This window comes from Rhodococcus ruitaii, assembly GCF_055230935.1.
The window spans coordinates 61,600-79,260 of the sequence record NZ_JBUYWC010000017.1; the positions used below are offsets into that span (position 1 = coordinate 61,600).

Below are 17,661 nucleotides of genomic sequence, written 5' to 3' on the forward strand. Positions count from 1 at the left end.
AGAGTAGGACAGTATCCGACCAGGAGCAGCATCCGACCAGAGGCAGCATCCGACGAATCAGGAGTCGGTGCGCATGTGCCGGCTGCGTCCGTCCCAGTGGACGCGGGTCGTGACGGCGGAACTGTCGCCCAGACGCCGAACCTCGTAGATGTCGAGGGCAGGTACCTGCGGAACACACCCCCACAGTGCGTGCCCGGTCATGACGAAATCGATGTCCTGGCGTACCAGCAGACCCATGAGCTCACCGATCGTGGGCTCGTCGATCTTGGCGAATGCGTCGTCGAGCAGCACCATCCGCAGCGCGAGACCGGTGTCGGGCAACCCCGACAGATATCCGTCTGCCGCCGCGAACAGTGCGACGTACGACACGAACCGGGTTTCTCCCTGGGAGATCTTGGCCCGCTTCGAAATGCGGCGCTCCTGATTCGGCTCCGGGCCGATGATGGTGACATCGACCGTGTGCCACGTCCGGTAGTCCAACGCCCGCGACAGATGCGCCGCGTACCCGGCCGACGGATCGCTGTCGTGCGAGACCTCCACGCGGTGACGAAGCAGCTCGATCAGGTCATCGCTGTCGCCGATCGACCGCGCGCTGTCGGTGAGGAGCTCGGTGATGCGTGCCGCGTCGGCATCCTCACGGACCGGCGACCAGCCGATGCGGACTCCGATTCCGTGGCTGGTCCTGCTGTCGGCGAGACTCACGTTCATCGCTGCGATCAAGTTCGCGGCCTGCGTGATCCGCCTGCGGAGTTCGTCTGCGACGCCTCCGAGCACGAACCCTGTGAACACATCGTGTTCACGCTGGGACAGCGCGGTCCGGCCCTCTTCTGCACAGGCCGTGAGATGGGCGAGCACACCCGTCGGGGTGGTGTCGGTACCCGCGCCGGACAGGCGTACCACATGGGCACCCGAGTCCACTGTGTGCTCGATATCGAGCTGATCGGAGATCTCCCGATCGAATCGCTGCAACGCTGCGAGGATCCGGTTCTCACCGGTATCCGTCGGCCGGGGCAGTGCCGTCAGCACGTTCTCGGCGGCCTCGCGTACATGTTGCGCGTCGTCGAGGTGTGCGATCGGGTAGCACTCGACATCGGCAGCCGCAGACAGAGCGGGAACAGCCAGCTGCGCTCCCAGCACACCCGCCGCGCTCTCGAGCTCCTCGCGGTGACGGGTGAGGCGTTCCTGCGCCGCTGAAGCCTGTTGCATAGCCGCTGCCACAGCCTTACCGAGCTGCTCGCGGTGAGCAAGAGTGCGCCGACACTTCTCGTCGGTGCGGGCTCGTTCCGTCTCCGACTTCTGCAGCTCCTCCGCGAGGTCGGCGACCTCGATGTCGACCGCTTGGATCTGTGCGGCGACCACGGCTGCCCGGTCGTGCCACTCGTGCCAGCGGGACTCGGCCGCTTCCTCGGCATGTACACGCCGCTCGACCGCCTGGGCGACCGCGCGCGCAGACCTGCCGAACCGGTCGTACTCGGTGAGGACATCGCGGATCTCGCGGGCAAGAGCCGTGCACGCGGCGTCGGCTTCGGCACACGCCACGACGGTCGCGTCGAGGTCGGCGACACCGGTCGGCAATCCGAAATGGGTGCAGGCGGTCCGGTGGGACTCGAGGTCGGATGCCCACCGGGAACGCAGCGTGCAGGCCCGCTCGCGAGCGTGGGCGGCGGCTTCGGTACGTCGGGTCGCGTGTTCGGCGAGCACTTGGGACCGCGCATATGCCCGGTGCAGTGCGTGCGCGGTGGGGGCGGATGCGATGTGCGCGTCGAGTTCGTCGTTGCCGATCGGCGCGGTGCGATGGTCGACAGCGTGCCGCTGCTCGGCGAGGTCCAGACGGGCCAGTTCACCGGTGATCTCGTCCAGCCGGGACCGACGCGCGGCCTCGGTTCTGCTGCGGGCAGCCTCACCGATGAATCCGGGCGCCTCCGCGGTGTGCCGCCCCCGCAGGACACCGTTGTGCCAGCGACCGTCGCGGGACACGGAGGCGAATGCCGAGGCATCCTCGAACCCGACCGAGGAGAGTACCGAGGCGACCGCCTCGACCGGTATATCGGAAGTCGGGTCGGGCTGGAGGACCGTCGAAAGCGGCTGACGCGGAGGTTCGCCGCGTGGCGAGATGAGGATCTGTCCCGAAGAAGCGCGCAGCCGACCTTCCCCGTCCACGGTCGCGGTGAGGAAACCCGCTGCCAAAAGCGCAGATTCGATGCCGGCCCGGTCGTCGTCGCCGAGGGTGTCGACGAAATCGACGGCTCTCCACAGCGGAACCCCGCTCTGCGGGCTGCGCCACGGGGCCATTGCGGGGCCGGCGTCCTCGGCTTCGAGGCGGCGTTGTTCCTCGAGGAGCGTCGATCTCAACGCGGTGCGGGTCGTGCTGCGGTGATCGACCGCACTGGTCTCTGCTGCACGGCCCAGGTTTCCGGGTGCTGTGCTCCGGGTGAGGGTGATGAGTTCCGTGAGGGCCGTGTCGGTCGCCGCAGGGTCGGGGTCGTCGCTGGAGAGCGATTCCACCGCGTCCATCAGACGTTGCATCAACGCTGCGCCGTGCTGGGTGATGTGGGGCAGCAACGTGGTGGTGCGCTCCGAGGTGAGCCACGCACGCCATCGATGCCCGAGGTCGAGGGCGGCGTCGTCGAGGTCGCGGGTGGCGGCATCGCGTTCGAGAGCCTCGCGTTCGGCGTCGTGTGCGGCGCGCTCGGCCTCGGCTTCGGCATCGTGCACCCCGCGTTCGGCGAGTTCGAGGCGACGGGCCTCGAACAGTCGCCTGGACGCCTGATCGCGCCTGCGGCGTGCCGCTGTGGCTGCATGGTCGGCGGCGATGCGGGCATCGTCACAGGTATCCGGTAGGAGCCGCACCTGCGCGACGGTGGGTCTGCCGATGGCCTCGGGGACGGCTTCGCTCCGCGCACGGACCGGTTCCGAATGTTCCTGGGGTCGCGTGATGTCGAGGCGGATCCGCTCCGGGAGGGTGTCGGCCGCTACGGCCGCGGTGGCGAGCCGAAGTCTGGCGGCTGCAAGCATCTCGGATGCTCCGGTGACCGTGTCGTGCAGGTCGGCCAAGTGCGCGTCGGCGCGTTCGGCTTCGAGGGACTCGTGTTCTCTCGTTTGGGCGGCGTGCTGCAAGGCCTGGTCGGCGCCGCGGCCGAGGGCGTCGACAGCGAGAGCCCGCTGAGCCAGATCGTCCGCGTGGCGAAACAGTGCGTGCGACTCGAGACCTCGGATTGCGCGATCGAGCTCGGCGAGCTGGTCGCGTCGTTCGCTCAGGCGGGTGTCGGCGGCGGCTGCCTGAGCGTCGAGGTCTGCGACCTCGGCCTCGGCCTCGTCGACTTCCACCCGGGTCTTCGCTACCCGGTCGGCGGCCTGTATCGCCGCATCCGCACTCGCGCGCAGCAGGTCGGCAGCGTAACGCCGATAGACGGCGTGGAACTGACGGACCCGGGTGAGCGAGGACTCGAGTCTGGTCTGCGCTGCGCGGCTCTCTCCGAGCAGATCGAGGCGATCACCCGCCGCGGCGAGCATGTTCTCGTTGAGCGGGGGCAGTGCGTCGGACAGGATCTGGGGTAAGCGGCCTTCGTCGATTCGGTTACCGACATCGGGTGACCGCAGGGTGTGCAATAGCTGCAGCAGCCCCGTGTACCGGTCGCGCCCCGACTCGCCGTGCAGGCCGAACACCAGCGCGCGGACGGTGTCCCGGTGTTCTTCGGGGCTGCGTGTGATCCGGTCGGCGCCGATACGGGCGGTGAGGTCGTCGCGCGAGAGCGGCACCCGATGCTCGTCGACCAGCAGGAGGTCGGTGCCGACGCGGGCGTCGGCGGTGAAGAAATACACTTCGCTGCGATGCGCGGTCGCACTGTAGCGGACCTGCGCCCCGATTGTGAGAAACCCTTGGGGGCGCGATAATTCGAGCCACAGGTAGCCGACCCGGTTGTTCTGTCCGCCCGCACCCACCCGCATCAGTTCGTCGAGGTCGACCTTGCCCGCGCCGGTCGCATCCATGCGTTTGCGGTCCGCGTCGAGCAGGAACGGCAGCAGCATCTCGAGGGCACGTGACTTTCCGGAGCCGTTGGTGCCGCGCAGGATCATGCGCCCGTCGCTGAGCATGAACTCGGTATCGAGGTAGTGCCAGACATTGACGATCCCCGCGCGGGAGAGTTTCCACCGCTGCGGGTGTGGTGAGGTGGCGCTATCGAGTACGGGTGCGTCGGACGAGTGGGTCATGGGTGGGGGCCTTCGGAGATGGTCGGGCGATACCGGGCGGCGGGAGCAGCGAGAAGGAATCCGTCGTCGCGAGAACGTGCGAGTCCGAGCCGGACCAGCAGTGCCGTGACGTCCCGGCCCAGCGCGGCGACATCGCGGACGTACTCGCCGCGCCAGTTCCGGGCGTGGGTGGCGACGAGGCCGGTCAGAGTGTTCTCCAGGGTGGCTGTGTCGATGTGCACCTCGCTGCCGGGTGCGGGTGCGACGACGTCGACCAACTCGGAGATCAGGAGAAGCGCAGCCTGGTTCACCGTTCCGGATCCGGGGAAGGCGAGGTCGGTGAGGTTGCCGCCCGGGTCGTACGCGAGCGCGCCCTCTGTGCGGACCTCCAGGACCAGGCCGAAGTCCTCGTCCAGGAGCCGCGCGATCTCGGCTCGCTCACGGATCAGCACGTCGAGGGCCTCCGGATCGAGATCGTCACGCGCAGTGAACGGATCTTCGACGAGCCTGCGATACAACCGGCGTCGCGGCGTCTCGGGTCGTGCGGTGATCGCTGCCGACGGGCCGGGAAGATCGTGCAGGGCGAATGCCGTGAGATGTCGTAGCAACGGCCGACAGACGGTGAGGATCACCTCGTCCCCGCCCTGATCGTCCCCGAGGTCGGTCTCGCCGACCACACCCCACTCCATCAACGCATGCAGGGCGGCCACGAGATGTCGCCGCTCCGCCAGCCCGTCGGCGATCTCGATGTCGCGGGCTGCGGCGTCGGCGCGGACCTGCTCGACGAGCACCGTCATCGGAATTCGGTCGCTTTGACCGGGCGCGAGCAGCGCGGCGGCGGTCAATGCGAGGTAGGTGTATCCGATCGCGCCGAACTCCCCGCCGGTTGCGCGGTGCAGCGGCCTCAGAGGCGCCGCGGCGTCGAGCGGTGTCTTCACGAGCCGAGCGAACTCCGTCTCCACGATCAACGTGTAGCCGAGACGGTCGGCGAACATCGCGCGCAGTGCCGCGGAGTGACGACGGACCAGGTCGAAACCGTCTGGGTCGTGGAGCGCGGTGAGGATCGGCCGCTGCAGCATGGCCCGGGCCGCATCGCGTCGGCCAGCGGCATCCTGGGCTGCGGTACCGGTGCTCACCACACTCCGATCGTCGGCGCGGAATCGATGGGCGCGAGGAGTGGCGATGAGGTGCGCAGGACCAAGCCGTGCACGGTGACGTCGCCGTCGGAGCAGTGCACTGTGGTGTCGCGACCGGGTTCGGCGGTCAGGGTGAGCCCGAGGTCGTGGTCGTCGATGCGGTATACGCCGTCGAGTTCCTGGTGTCGGGCGAGAAGTACCGCGAGTCGGTCGAGCAGCACGTCGCGCGCGGTCGTCGAGATCTGTGCGCCGTGCAGGTCGTGCGCTGCGCGCAGTTCCGCGACGGCGTCGGCCAGTTGGTCCGATTCCTGTTCGGCCATCGCCACGATGAGGGATCGGTCGGCCGTCGGGTCGGGGATCCGTGCGTTCCGGCCGCGTGGCGACCGGTCGCCGCGTTCGCGCAGCGAGATGGGCACGGACACCGGATCGGCGGTCCACCAGGATGTTCCGGCGCCGATCCGTGGATCCGGCTCTTCGGGGCCGAGTAGCAGGTGTCGGCTCGGATACGCACCGAATGTGGCGGCGTGGAGTCGGTGGGCCTGCTCGTCCGAGGATTCCGAGAACCAGGAGGCCAGGCGCAGGAGGTCGGCTCGGTGGGAGAAACCGGGGGCCTCCGAGGTGCGGCCCCGCGTCAGGGTGAGCAGCCGGTTCAGCGCTGTGGCTGCGGCGTCTCGCAGTTGCCGGGGGCCGGCGTCTTCGTCGTACCAGGAGGCAAGCTGTTCCCATTCGTCGCGTGTGCGTCCGGGGGAGCGGGTGACTGTGTCGCTGGGCAGACCCGGGTCGGGGAGCGCCGTGAGCAGGTCGTCGATCTCGGGGAGCAGGCGCTGCACTGCCGCGTGGATCCGGGTTGCGTAGCGGTTCAGGTCGGAGGTGACGACGTCGATGTAGTCGAGCAGTAGGAGCTTGAACTCGGTGTAGTCCTCGCCGGAGAGATCCGGCCGCGCCGAGGCCTCCGCGAGGTAGGTGTAGAAGTCGGCAATGCTGTCGGTGAAGACGTTGTGGTGCACGAACACCCCGGTGACGTGTCCGGCGAGGGTGTCGGGGTCGATGGCGAATCCGGTGTCGGTCGCCGCGTCGATGTGCGTGAGGGCGTCGGAGATCCGGGGGAGGGATTCTCGGGTGACCTCGCGGGCACCGTCGTGTGACGACAGTAGTGCGGAGGTCTCGCGGTGCACGCGGCCGCCGAGGACCGTCGGGCGATAGCGGGCGGTGGCGCGGATGTAGTCGCCGATCGATCCGACGCGGGTGTCGCGCCCTGCCTCGCCGAGATTGCCCCACGCGACGAGTTGCCGGCATCGGTTCTCTGCGGTGTCCCGGTCGATGCGGTGTCCACCGGCGGTGAGGGTGGCGGCGATGTCGGCGGCCGTCGCGTCGGCAAACAGGACAGCGTCGGCGAGCAGGACATCGGTGAGGTAGTTCATGATCGCGACGTAGTCGTCGGATTCGTCGGCGACCAGGTAGCGGAACAGACCGCGGGACCCCCCATCACCCATCGGTCGTCCCTCCTCTGCGCTTCCACCACGGTACGCACAGGTTAGTCGTTCGGAGTCGCCGAGCCTCGGGGCGAGGGTGGGGTGCGCGCCTACGATGAGTCCATGACCGGTACTGACGGGTTTGCGACCGACCTCGTCGAGCAACTGCAGGTCTCGCGCGATCTGATCCTGTGGAAGCTCGACGGGGTTTCCGAGTATGGCGCGCGACGCCCGATGACGCCGACCGGCACCAATCTCCTCGGGCTCGTCAAGCACCTCGCAACTTGTGAATTCGGGTATTTCGGTGAGGCATTCGGCCGGCCGTCCCCAGTTTCGCTGCCCTGGACGGATCCGGAGAACGCTGCCGGCCCGAATGTCGACATGTGGGCCACTGCCGACGAGTCCCGCGAGTACCTCGTGGGTCTGTATCGCCGTTCGTGGCAGCATGCTGCGGAAACTTTCGCTGCGACCGAGCTCGAGGATGTAACACACGTGGAGTTGTGGGGCCGGGGCCGCGTGACGCTGCACCGAGTCCTCGTGCACATGAACAGTGAGACCGCTCGCCATGCGGGGCATGCGGACATCGTGCGGGAGATGATCGACGGCTCGGTCGGGTGGCGGCAGGATTTCGACAATCCGCCCTACCACGAGGGTGAGCGGGTGCGTGCTCACCACGCCCAGGTGCAGGAGGCTGCCGACCGTTTCCGCTGATCATCGGTGTGATTGCGCCCTGGTTTGAGGCGTGGAGCACACCGAGACTATAGTTGTCCTATGCAACAGAAACGGCGGTCCGGTTCGCCGGATCGGACCGGAGTGATCGAGGTCTACGACGAATTCGTTCACCTCGTGCGCTTCCTGACTGCCGGGGAACGGTCCGACGACAGCTCCCTGTCGCTCGCGCAGCATTCGCTTCTGGGGTTCATCGCCCGCAATCCGGGTTGCCGCGCCACCGATGTCTCGGAGGTGTTCGGCGTCAATCGGTCGACCGTGTCGAGGCAAGTACGCCACTGCATCGACGAGGGTTGGCTCTCTGCGGACTCCGGACCTACAAGGTTGGGACACCCGCTCACGTTGACGGACCAGGGGCATGCCGTGCTCGCCGTCACAGTGGCTCGCCGATACGACGAAGTCACCGCAGGACTGGCGGGATGGGACGAGGATGAGATCGACACGTTCATCCGCTTGCTGCGCCGCTTCCGCTCCGGTGTGGACCCGTCCACCCTGCCTTCGACCGACCAGAACGATGGAGATTTCAGTGCGTGAGTACTCGACCCCCGCCCAGTTCACCGTTGCAGACAACGATTCCGTCGTCCACACGGTATTCACCCAAGCGGAGAAAACTCCGCACCGCGTGATGTACTCGCGCCCCCTGGGTGACGAGTGGGTTGCAGTCACCGCGGCGCGGTTCGCGCAGGAGGTCGCCGGTGTCGCCAAGGGGTTGATCGCCAAGGGTGTGCAGCCCGGCGATCGTGTTGCGTTGCTCTCGGCCACGCGGTACGAATGGTCGTTGTTCGATTACGCGATCTGGGCTGCGGGCGCGGCATCGGTGCCGATCTACGATTCATCGTCCACCGAGCAGATCCGCTGGATCCTCGAGGACTCCGGTGCCTGCCTTGCCATCGTGGAGACCGCCGCCCACGAGGCGCTCTTCGTCGGCATGCCCGACACCCTCGGTGAGATCCACCGGATCGACGACGGGGCAGTGGACTCGCTCATCGCTGCAGGTGCCGGCATCGACGACGCCGAGGTCACCGCTCGCCGCGAGGGCATCCGCGTCGATGACCTCGCGTCCCTCGTCTACACCTCCGGCACCACCGGCCGCCCCAAGGGCTGCATTCTCACCCATCGGAACTTCATCTCGGAAGTCCGCGGAATCCTGACGGCGCCGATCGGTCAGATGGCCGCCAAGCCCGGTAACCGGATCCTCACGTTCCTTCCCCTGGCGCACGTGCTGGCCCGGGCGGTGTCGCTGGCATGCTTCGAAGGGGGTGCGGCGCAGTCTCACTGGGCGGATTTCGGGACAGTGTCGAGCCAGTTCGCCCGGTATTCGCCGCACATGATCCTCGGTGTCCCCCGCGTCTTCGAGAAGGTCCGCGACGCGGCGGCCGGGAAGGCGGCCGCAGGTGGACAGTTCAACGCGGCGATCTTCCAGTTCGCCGAGGAAACCGCCGTCGCCTACAGTGAGTCGCTCGACCACGGCGGACCGAGCCTGTTCCTGAAGGCCAAGCGGACCATGGCCGACAAACTCGTCTACGGCAAGCTGCGCGAGGCCATGGGCGGCGAGTGCCAGATGGCCATCTCCGGTGGTGGTGCGCTGAGTACCAAGCTCGGTCACTTCTTCCGCGGCGTCGGCGTGCCGATCTACGAAGGCTACGGACTGACCGAATCGACAGCCGCGCACACCGTCAACATGCCTGGTTCGCAGAAGATCGGCACCGTGGGCCAGCCGTTGGGCGGCAACAGCGTTCGGATCGCCGAGGACGGTGAGATCGAACTGCGCGGCGGGGTCCTCTTCGCCGGCTACTGGCGCAACGAGAAGGCCACCGAGAAGTCGTTCCACGACGGATGGTTCCGCACCGGCGATCTCGGTTTGCTCGACGCGGACGGGTACACCACCATCACCGGGCGCAAGAAAGACCTCATCGTCACCGCAGGCGGCAAGAACGTCTCGCCGGGCCCGCTCGAAGATCGGATGCGTTCGCACACCCTCGTGTCGCAGGCCGTTGTTCTCGGAGATGGACGGACCTTCATCTCGGCGTTGCTCACCGTCGAGCCCGAGGTGTTCGACAATTGGAAGGCGGAGAACGGCAAACGGGCCGACGCCACCATCGCGGAGCTGCGTAACGACCCCTCGTTGCGTGACGCGATGCAGACGATCATCGACGACGCCAACAGCACCGTCTCACATGCCGAAGCCATCAAGAAGTTCGTCATTCTCGATCGCGATCTCACCGAGGAGACCGGCGAGCTGACCCCGACACTGAAGATCAAGCGCACTGTCGTAGCCGAGAAGTTCGCCGCCGACATCGAAGGTATCTACACGAAGCGGTGAGCCTCATTCGGGCCCGGCCGGGACAACGACTCGGCCAGGCTGGTGAAGCGCTCGTGACCGGCGAGGTCGTCGAGGAGAACGGCCTCGCCGTCGGCGTCTGCGAGCGGCACACGCCAGTTCGGATACTCGTCGACGGTGCCCGGCTGATTCTGGCTCCTGCGTTCACCCACCGCATCGGCCAGTGACAACGCCAGCAACACCGACGGGCTCGCTGCGATGAGCCGATGCAACGCGTCCACCTCCTGTTCGGTGGTCGTCTGCTCTGGATCGCCCAGCAACCCTCGGTTGCGGGCCAGGGCGAGTACCGCGTCGCGCTCGGCCGCGGCTCCGGCGAGTTCCGTTTCCAGGTCGCCCTCCAGGAGTCCGAGCTTCGAGCGGATTGAAATATGTTCCCCGGCAAGATAACCGGACGTCGGCGGCAGATCGTGGGTGGTGACCGACGTCAGGCACAACTGCCGGTAGGTCTCGGGCGCCCGGGGGACGTCGCCGTCCTTCTCGAACCACAGAATCGACGTACCCGCGATCCCGCGCTCGGCGAGGTACTCCTGGACCCACTCCTCGAACACCCCGAGGTCCTCACCGATGACAACCGCATCCGCGCGGTGTGCCTCGAGCACCAGGATGCCGATCATCGCCTCGTGGTCGTACCGGACGTACGCGCCCTGGGTCGATGACAGTCCCTCCGGCACCCACCACATGCGGAACAAGCCCAGGATGTGGTCGATCCGCACACCACCGGCGTGTCGGAGCACGGAGCGGAGCATCTCGCGATACGGGCGATAGCCCAGCTCGTCGAGGCGATCGGGACGCCACGGCGGCTGGTTCCAGTTCTGGCCGTTCCGATTGAAGTCGTCGGGTGGGGCACCCACCGTGACGCCCGACGCCAGCGCGTCGCCGAGCGTCCACGCGTCGGCGCCGTCACGCCGCGCACCCACCGCCAGATCGTGCACGACACCGATGTTCATCCCCGCAGCACGAGCGGCGCTCTGCGCGGAGGCGAGCTGCTCGTCGCACAGCCACTGCAACCAGCGGTGGAAGTCGATGCGTTCGGCCAGCACGATGCGTTGACGCTCCACCCACGGGTCGTCCGGCGCCGTCGCCCGCTCCTCCCAGTGGCGCGACCCGGCCTTCTCCGCAAGTGCGCACCACAATGCGAAGTCGTCGAGTGCCGGTCCTCGTTCGGCGCGGTACGCCGCGTAGCGAGCCTGGCGGGCGGGGCTCCTGGGCACGCGGTGGATTCGTTCGAGCACCTTCAGCTTGGCTCGGAACGTCGGATCCCGCTTCAGGCGTCCGGATTTGCGGTTTGCTTTCGCACAGCTCTGTGCAGTCTCGTCGAGCAATCTGCGCTGTTTACGCGGCAGGTAGGCGACCTCGGGAATGTCCTCGACACGCAAATACAGCGGATCGAGGAATCGCCGTGACGACGGAAGATACGGAGACGGCTCGTGCGGGGGCCGAGGCTCCGCAGCGTGGACCGGGTTGATCAATACGAAATCGCCGCCGTGGCCCGCAGTCACCGCTGTGAGATCGGCGAGGTCGCCGAAATCACCGATGCCCCACGACCGGCGTGACCGTACCGAATACAACTGGGCCGCCAGACCCCACCGTCGGGAGCGCAGGAGTCGGTCGGCCGTGGACAGCCGAGCCGGTGTCACCACGAGAGTCGCGGTCGCCTCGATGTCGTTGCTGCGCGCGTGGATCGTGTGCCAGCCCAGCGGTAGGTCTGGCACCTCGAATGTGGCCCGGCCGACGAGCCGTCCGTCCACCGTCCGCGGATCGATCCACACGTCGAGCTGGTCGGCGTCGACCTCGGCCCCGTCTTCCGTCACCACCCACACCGACACGGGATCGCCGTGTGGCACGTGGACGGCGAACGAACGCGTGTGGCCTTCCACGACGACCAGCGACGACGGCAGCATCTGCCGCCACGGTAGGTTCGGGACGTCCGCGAGAGAATCCTCGATCTCGACGTCCGAACCTGCCGGTACATCGAGGGCCGCAAGGATCGAGCGCAACGTTCGGTCGGAGACCCGGTGTTCGAGGGCGTCCCACCCACGGTAGGTGCAGGACACTCCGTGGTGCCCGGCGAGTTCGCGAAGCTTGTCCGACGACGTCACGCTCTGGAATCATGCCAGCAAACGCCCGCGGAGGCAGTACCACGAACGGAGACACACGACAGCCGACGGCATCGTCGAATACTCGACCACTGTCGCGGACGTGGTGCGGTGCGCCCTGGCCCTAGTCGCCGAACCCGTCGAAGAGCGTCGGTTCGTCCGGATTGTCGAACAACGGCGGCTGGTCGGTGCTCGGCCTCCCCGGTGAGCGCCGGCGGGATAGGTCGGTGGGTTGTTCGAGGTAGCTCAGCGCCGCGGCCAGAGACCAGCTCGTCAGCTTCCACTCGAGCGCCTTCGTGTCGGCGGCGGCGACACCGTCGTCGTCGCCCGCGAAGGCCCGGTTCAGGGATTCGCTGGTCCAGCCGACGTGCTGCTCGGTGCTGAGCTCGAGGAACTGCTGGAGCCGCGAGGTTTCTCGGTTTCCGATCGCCGCGATCCTCTCGACCGGAATATCGGATCGTCCGTGGACGTGGTGATCACGCAGTTCGAGCAGCGCGGACGGAAGTTCGTCTTCGAGGCGGGGCTCCCACGCGTCCGCCCCGAACGGATCGTCGCCGTCGGACGCGTCGAAATCCGGCGATTCGAAATAGTGGTCGTGGCCCTGGCCGTGCATCGGCAGGCCGCCGATGTGCGCGGCGAATTCGTGGTCGACGCCCTCGAGGAACCCGGCCATACGGTCGAGAGCAGATACCAAGTGCTCGGGCACGAACGGCGACGCAGGAAGGTGGTTGACGACGGCGACGCGATCGTCGATGAGCACGAATTTCAGCTGCGGCCATTGCCGATTGAGATCGGAGACCACCTCCATCGCGCGGGTGCGACCACTGATCGAATGCACGATCGGAGCGAGCAGATCCACTGTCGCGGCGCCTGCGCCGACCCCGACGAACACGAGGACATCGGCGATGCGTAGCACGAGGTCGCCGTCTTCGTCCCACGTCGGGGTATCGCCGACGCGATCTCCGACGGTGTCTTCGATGAGCTCTCGCAGGTGTTCCTCACCGAGTGGATGGACAGGCCCGCGCGCAGGCACCCTAGCGGAGGCTTCGGTTACGGGCGCCGGCGTTTCGAACTCGTGGGTGCTCGCGGTCCCGAAGGATTCCGCACGCAGGAACAGCGGGTGCGGAACTCCCCACACCTCACGTAGCGCACGCACCGCGACCTCCGCGAGCCGATCGGCCCACGACGACGGAAGATCCATCCAGAACGCGGGCGAGCCGCCGTCTTCCGGTGCATCGGGGTCTCGCGAGGGGGTCTGCCAGCCCAATTCCAGCAGCAATGCCTCATCTTGCGACGACAGATGTCGCCCCTCGGACAGATGGAGATTGGACGGCACCTCGCAGCGCACCTGCTGATCGCCCCACGCGTAGAACTGTACGCACGGACCCGCCGGCCCGCCGGATTCCTCGGCCAGCGGCTCGAGCACAAGCCCGCCGCCGTCGCGCATGGCAGCGACGTGGTCGGCGAGATCCCCCCGAAACTCGCGCCAGGCCCGGTCGACGTCGCGGTCGAAACCGTTGTTCGCCTCGTCCATGAACCTGCCCCCTTTTCCTTCCCGACATTGACCCGTGTCGTGCACACTAGCCGGACCCACCGACAGGACGCTTGTCGACAAGCGCGCCGACCGGGTGTGGCGGCGCATACTTGCACCTGTGCGAAACCGCGCGCGGTCATCCGATGCCGCCACGTCAGTGCAGGTGCGCAGACTGACCTGGCGGGCGTTGCTGCGCACGGTGACGACGGTCGTCGTGGTGGGCACCGCCTACTTCACCCTGCCGTTCACCGGCCTCGACGACCTCTCCACGCTTTTCCTGCTGGTATTGGGATCGGCGGTGGTGTGCGCTGTCTGCGCCTGGCAGGTGTGGTGGGTCCTGCGGTCGCCGCATCCCGTGGTCCGGGCGATGGAGGGAATCGCCGCGACCGCGACCGTCTACATCCTCGGCTTCGCGTCGCTGTATACGGTGATCTCGCAGATCGAACCGGAGGGATTCACCGAGGTCTTGACCAGGATGGGTGCCTTGTACTTCAGTTTGACGGTGTTCGCGACCGTCGGGTTCGGAGACATCGCCGCTGTCACCGATGGAACGAGGGCAGTGGTCTCGGCGCAGATGGTGTGCAACCTGATCTTCCTGGCACTGGTGGTGCGGTTGTTCATGCTGACGGCGAAGCATCGTCGGCAGCAGGTGGCGGAGAATCCGCTGCCCGACGAGAGTCCGTGAACAACGCTAGTCCGTGGACAACGTAAGTCCGTGAATACGGCCGTCCTCACCACCCGAGTGCGCGGGTGATGAGGACGTCGAGCCTACGAGCAGGTAGGCGGCATCACGGGATGGTGAGCACCTGGCCGGGTCGAATCAGGTCCGGGTTGGAGATGCCGCTCGCATCGGCGATGCGCTGGTACTGGTTACCGTCGCCGTAGAAGCGCTCGGCGATCGCCCAGAGGGTGTCGCCGGACGCGACGGTGTGGGTCCGCGACGCCGGGCTCGCTGCGGGAGCGCGCTCGGCCGCCGGAACGGCCGCGGTGCGGGCCGGCTCACGAACGCCCCGCGCGGTTTTCGGAGCGACGCTGTTGCTCGCCCACACGGGCTTGTCGCCTGCGTACAGCACGACGTTGCGGTCGTCCTGCACCGTGAGGCGCACGCCCGAATTGCCGCTGGTCTCCGATGCCCACACCGGGGAGTTGTCGTTCTTGTACAGGACGAAGTTGCCGTCCTCCTGAACATTCGCGCGCACAGCGCCGGAGCCGTGGGTTCCCGCGGCCCACACGGCCTTACCGCCCTCGGACAGGACCAGGTTGCCGTCCCGTTGGAGCGTGAGGGTGTATTTGCCGTTGTCGGACTTCAGTTCCTGGCCGACACCGAGACTCTGGCCGGCATTGAGAGAGCTCACGCTGTCCCTTTCGATCGATACGTTGTGATTCGGGCAACCGGATCGAACCGGACACCGTCACGTACAGTACCGCCGTGCCGGCCGCTGTAGCAGCCGCTGTGGGTGTCACATCGTGTCGAGCGAGCGTACGAACCCCCCGATGCGGGTGACTGCGCGACTCCCCTCGGGGACAAGCGACGCGGCCGCCTGGAAGACGTGCACCTGCTTCTCCCACACCTGCAGTTCTGTGGGGACGCCCGCTGCGGCGAGACGGTACGCCATGGTCTCGGCGTCGATGAAGGTCATTTCCTCGGACCCGGTCTGGATCAGTGCCGGCGGCATGCCGGTCATGTCGAGATCGACGGGGGACGGCACCGGTGCGTACCGGGCGTCGATCCGCTCGGCTCGCTGGATCAGGGTGGACAGCACGGGTACCGCGCGTCGTGGGAACAGTGCACACTTCTGGGCATTCGGATGTTCGAGCTTGCGGTGGGGATCGAGATCGGTCAGGGGAGAGATCGCCACGGTGCCCGCGGCCCGACCCACCCCCATGCGCAGTGCTTCGTGCGCCACGGAGAAGGTGAGGAATCCGCCTGCGGAGTCGCCGGCGATGACGATCCGATCGATCGGGTAGCCGTGGGCAGCCAACCAGCGCAGTCCGGACATGCCATCGTCGACTGCACGTCGGATCGGATGACGCGGGAGCATCCGATAGGCCACCGACAGCACCGGCGCTCCCGCTGCCGCCGAGATGCGCGACACCAGCTGACGATGGGTGGTCAGACCGCAGCACAGAAACGCGCCGCCGTGCAGGTACAGAATCGCGGTGCGACCGTCGGCGCCGGGTGCGCGCACGAACTCGGCCGAACACGCGTCCAATGCGACCCGGTGACGCTCGGTCCCCGACACCGGAAGGAGCGGGAGCGCTGCCCGGTCGACCAGAGCCGTCGGCCACGGGAGGGTCGGCGCGAGCGCCCAGGCATCGAGGAACGGCCGCACGGTGTGGCGCACGGAGAGGCTCAGCGCCCGAGACGCGAGGCTGACGCCGCTGTACTCCCGAACACGAGGGATATGCGCAGGTGGTGGCTGCATGAAGGGGTCGGACAATGCACTGCTCATGCCGTCGCCTCCTCTCGCTCGTCGCCCCTGCCGGACAGGTGTTCGAACTGCGGATTTCCCAAGGTACGCCCGAGATGCGGTGCAGGTGAGCGCTGTAATCCGATAGATACGGGGTGGCATGGTCGGTGCAGGTGAGCGGGCATGCTGTTACCGATTCGATACGCCGGCATTCCGAATCATGTGAGCGCTCAATGCATGTCGGACCGGTCGTGCAGTACCGACACGAGCTCGCGTTCCACTGCCACGAACTCGGGGTCGGTCAACAACTCCAACGATCGTGGTCGAGGCAGCGGAACCCGGACTTCGTGCAGGATCTTTGCGGGCCGAGGCGACAGGACGAGGACCCGGTCGGACAGCAGAACGGCCTCGCGGACGTCGTGGGTGATCATCAGGACGGTCCAGCGGTCGCGCTGCCACACGTCCTGCAGCCACAACTGCATGTCGGTGCGGGTGAGCGAGTCCAGAGCGCCGAACGGCTCGTCGAGCAACAGAATCTCGCATTGCTGGACCACGGTCCGCGCCAACGCGGCGCGCTGACGCATCCCGCCGGACAGCTGCGACGGTCGGGCATCCTCGAAACCGGCGAGACCGAACGCGGGGAACAGGGTCCGCGCTCGTTCGCGGGCCTCCCGGCGTGGCACACCCTGAACCTCGAGAGCGAGCGCACAGTTGTCGAGGACGCTGCGCCACGGAAACAGGAGATCCTTCTGGGGCATCAGTGCGGCGCGACCCGGTGCCGCGGGTGCTCCGCCAACCGTGACGATGCCCTCGTCAGGGTCGTCGAGCCCCGCCACCAGCCCGAACAGTGTGGATTTCCCCGACCCGCTCGGGCCGATAACCGAGACGAATTCCCCTGGGGACACGTCGAATCCGATGTCGTCGAGCACGTGGTTTCCGTCGAACGACCGATGTACGCCGGACACGGTGACGGCGCTCATGCGCGACTCCCTGTGGCTCTATTCTGGGAGGTGAGCGCCCACGGCGCGACCATGCGTTCAGCCACATAGGTGAGCAGGTACAACGTCAGTGACACGACGGCGGTGACCAGGACCGCGGCGAGTACCAGATCGGTGCGGAACGAGTTCTTCTGGGTGGCCATGTAGATGCCGAGCCCCGACGTGGCACCGACGTATTCCGCGAACACCGCCCCCACCACGGCGTACGTGATGCCGATGCGCAGCGACGTGAAGAACCGCGGCAGTGCCGATGGGAGGCGTACATACCGGAACACCTGTCGGCGGGTGGCACCCATGCTGCGCAGAAGCGCCCCCGCCTCGCGGTCGGTCGCTGCGAATCCCTCGATCAACCCGATCGCCATCGGAAAGAACGTGGCCAGGGCGATCACCAGGATCTTGGGTAGCAACCCGAAGCCGAACCAGATGATCATCAGGGGCGCGATGGCGATGATGGGCAACGTCTGCGAGGCCACGAACAGCGGCACGAACGCCCGCCGCAGCCACGGCGAGAAATCGACGGCGATCGCCAGCACCCACGCCAAGGTCAACGACACCGCAAAACCGATGATCGTGACCTGCAGTGTCGCTGCCGCGTGCTCGGCGATGTCGGTGCGATGGGCCCACCCCTGCTGCAGCACACGTGCGGGAGACGGCAACACCTGCGGACGGATTCCGCTGACCATCACGTAGAGCTGCCACACCGCGACGAGCATCACCGTGATGACGATCGCGGGCAGCGCCCGACTCGCGCGG

Annotated in this window: 13 protein-coding genes; 4 read left to right on the forward strand and 9 right to left on the reverse strand. The window is 67.2% G+C overall.

The window, feature by feature from the left end:
- Positions 1–57 precede the first annotated feature (57 nt).
- The 3 genes from ACZI8W_RS21030 to ACZI8W_RS21040 are packed head-to-tail and all read right to left on the reverse strand — an operon-like array spanning position 58 to position 6,820.
- The gene (locus tag ACZI8W_RS21030; protein WP_463370452.1) at positions 58–4,212 is read right to left on the reverse strand and encodes a TIGR02680 family protein; all 4,155 of its coding nucleotides are present in this window, start codon (positions 4,210–4,212) and stop codon (positions 58–60) included.
- Entirely contained in the window at positions 4,209–5,327 is a 1,119-nt protein-coding gene (locus tag ACZI8W_RS21035) for a TIGR02678 family protein (RefSeq protein ID WP_463370453.1), read from the reverse strand. Before ACZI8W_RS21035 ends, ACZI8W_RS21030 begins: the two co-directional genes overlap by 4 nt.
- Positions 5,324–6,820, reverse strand: coding sequence for a DUF2397 domain-containing protein (locus ACZI8W_RS21040; protein WP_463370454.1), 1,497 nt, complete (start codon positions 6,818–6,820; stop codon positions 5,324–5,326). Before ACZI8W_RS21040 ends, ACZI8W_RS21035 begins: the two co-directional genes overlap by 4 nt.
- A 102-nt stretch (positions 6,821–6,922) precedes the next feature.
- On the opposite strand from ACZI8W_RS21040, the gene ACZI8W_RS21045 reads away from it, so the two are divergent.
- Genes ACZI8W_RS21045 through ACZI8W_RS21055 form a run of 3 tightly spaced genes read left to right on the forward strand, consistent with a single transcriptional unit; the run spans position 6,923 to position 9,851 of the window.
- Positions 6,923–7,510 carry a DinB family protein gene (locus tag ACZI8W_RS21045; protein WP_463370455.1) on the forward strand — a complete coding sequence of 196 codons (588 nt, stop codon included), beginning with the start codon at positions 6,923–6,925 and terminating at the stop codon, positions 7,508–7,510.
- Positions 7,511–7,570: 60 nt separating this feature from the next.
- Complete coding sequence (locus tag ACZI8W_RS21050; protein ID WP_463370456.1) at positions 7,571–8,062, forward strand: MarR family winged helix-turn-helix transcriptional regulator; 492 nt, start codon at positions 7,571–7,573, stop codon at positions 8,060–8,062.
- Entirely contained in the window at positions 8,055–9,851 is a 1,797-nt protein-coding gene (locus tag ACZI8W_RS21055; RefSeq protein WP_463370457.1) for an AMP-dependent synthetase/ligase, read from the forward strand. The genes ACZI8W_RS21050 and ACZI8W_RS21055 overlap by 8 nt, the downstream gene beginning before the upstream one ends.
- On the opposite strand, the gene malQ is transcribed toward ACZI8W_RS21055, so the two are convergent.
- Together malQ and ACZI8W_RS21065 are read right to left on the reverse strand one after the other, a co-directional pair.
- Positions 9,836–11,968, reverse strand: a complete 2,133-nt coding sequence (malQ, locus tag ACZI8W_RS21060; RefSeq protein ID WP_463370458.1) for a 4-alpha-glucanotransferase — start codon at positions 11,966–11,968, stop codon at positions 9,836–9,838. The two genes, ACZI8W_RS21055 and malQ, sit on opposite strands and share 16 nt — an antisense overlap.
- Positions 11,969–12,089: 121 nt before the next feature.
- Complete coding sequence (locus tag ACZI8W_RS21065; protein ID WP_463370459.1) at positions 12,090–13,499, reverse strand: TY-Chap domain-containing protein; 1,410 nt, start codon at positions 13,497–13,499, stop codon at positions 12,090–12,092.
- Positions 13,500–13,617: 118 nt separating this feature from the next.
- Here ACZI8W_RS21065 and ACZI8W_RS21070 point away from each other — a divergent pair, with 118 nt between their 5' ends.
- A complete protein-coding gene (locus tag ACZI8W_RS21070; RefSeq protein ID WP_463370460.1) occupies positions 13,618–14,184 on the forward strand; it encodes a potassium channel family protein in 567 nt (188 codons plus the stop codon).
- Between the two features lie 103 nt (positions 14,185–14,287).
- Here ACZI8W_RS21070 and ACZI8W_RS21075 read toward each other — a convergent pair whose 3' ends face one another.
- The 4 genes from ACZI8W_RS21075 to ACZI8W_RS21090 form a co-directional block, all read right to left on the reverse strand.
- Entirely contained in the window at positions 14,288–14,854 is a 567-nt protein-coding gene (locus ACZI8W_RS21075; protein WP_463370461.1) for a LysM peptidoglycan-binding domain-containing protein, read from the reverse strand.
- Positions 14,855–14,959: 105 nt separating this feature from the next.
- A complete protein-coding gene (locus tag ACZI8W_RS21080) occupies positions 14,960–15,952 on the reverse strand; it encodes an alpha/beta hydrolase (RefSeq protein WP_463370462.1) in 993 nt (330 codons plus the stop codon).
- Positions 15,953–16,140: 188 nt separating this feature from the next.
- The gene (locus ACZI8W_RS21085) at positions 16,141–16,890 is read right to left on the reverse strand and encodes an ABC transporter ATP-binding protein (RefSeq protein WP_463370463.1); all 750 of its coding nucleotides are present in this window, start codon (positions 16,888–16,890) and stop codon (positions 16,141–16,143) included.
- Positions 16,887–17,621, reverse strand: coding sequence for an ABC transporter permease (locus tag ACZI8W_RS21090; RefSeq protein ID WP_463370538.1), 735 nt, complete (start codon positions 17,619–17,621; stop codon positions 16,887–16,889). The genes ACZI8W_RS21085 and ACZI8W_RS21090 overlap by 4 nt, the downstream gene beginning before the upstream one ends.
- Between the last annotated feature and the right edge of the window lie 40 nt (positions 17,622–17,661).

Excerpts from the sequence above, each read along its gene's own strand:
- ACZI8W_RS21030 (WP_463370452.1), bottom strand. The coding sequence starts at position 4,212 with ATGACCCACTCGTCCGACGCACCCGTACTCGATAGCGCCACCTCACCA.
- ACZI8W_RS21040 (WP_463370454.1), bottom strand. The coding sequence starts at position 6,820 with ATGGGTGATGGGGGGTCCCGCGGTCTGTTCCGCTACCTGGTCGCCGAC.
- ACZI8W_RS21045 (WP_463370455.1), top strand. The coding sequence starts at position 6,923 with ATGACCGGTACTGACGGGTTTGCGACCGACCTCGTCGAGCAACTGCAG.
- ACZI8W_RS21050 (WP_463370456.1), top strand. The coding sequence starts at position 7,571 with ATGCAACAGAAACGGCGGTCCGGTTCGCCGGATCGGACCGGAGTGATC.
- ACZI8W_RS21065 (WP_463370459.1), bottom strand. The coding sequence starts at position 13,499 with ATGGACGAGGCGAACAACGGTTTCGACCGCGACGTCGACCGGGCCTGG.
- ACZI8W_RS21080 (WP_463370462.1), bottom strand. The coding sequence starts at position 15,952 with ATGAGCAGTGCATTGTCCGACCCCTTCATGCAGCCACCACCTGCGCAT.
- ACZI8W_RS21085 (WP_463370463.1), bottom strand. The coding sequence starts at position 16,890 with ATGAGCGCCGTCACCGTGTCCGGCGTACATCGGTCGTTCGACGGAAAC.
- ACZI8W_RS21090 (WP_463370538.1), bottom strand. The coding sequence starts at position 17,621 with ATGCTCGTCGCGGTGTGGCAGCTCTACGTGATGGTCAGCGGAATCCGT.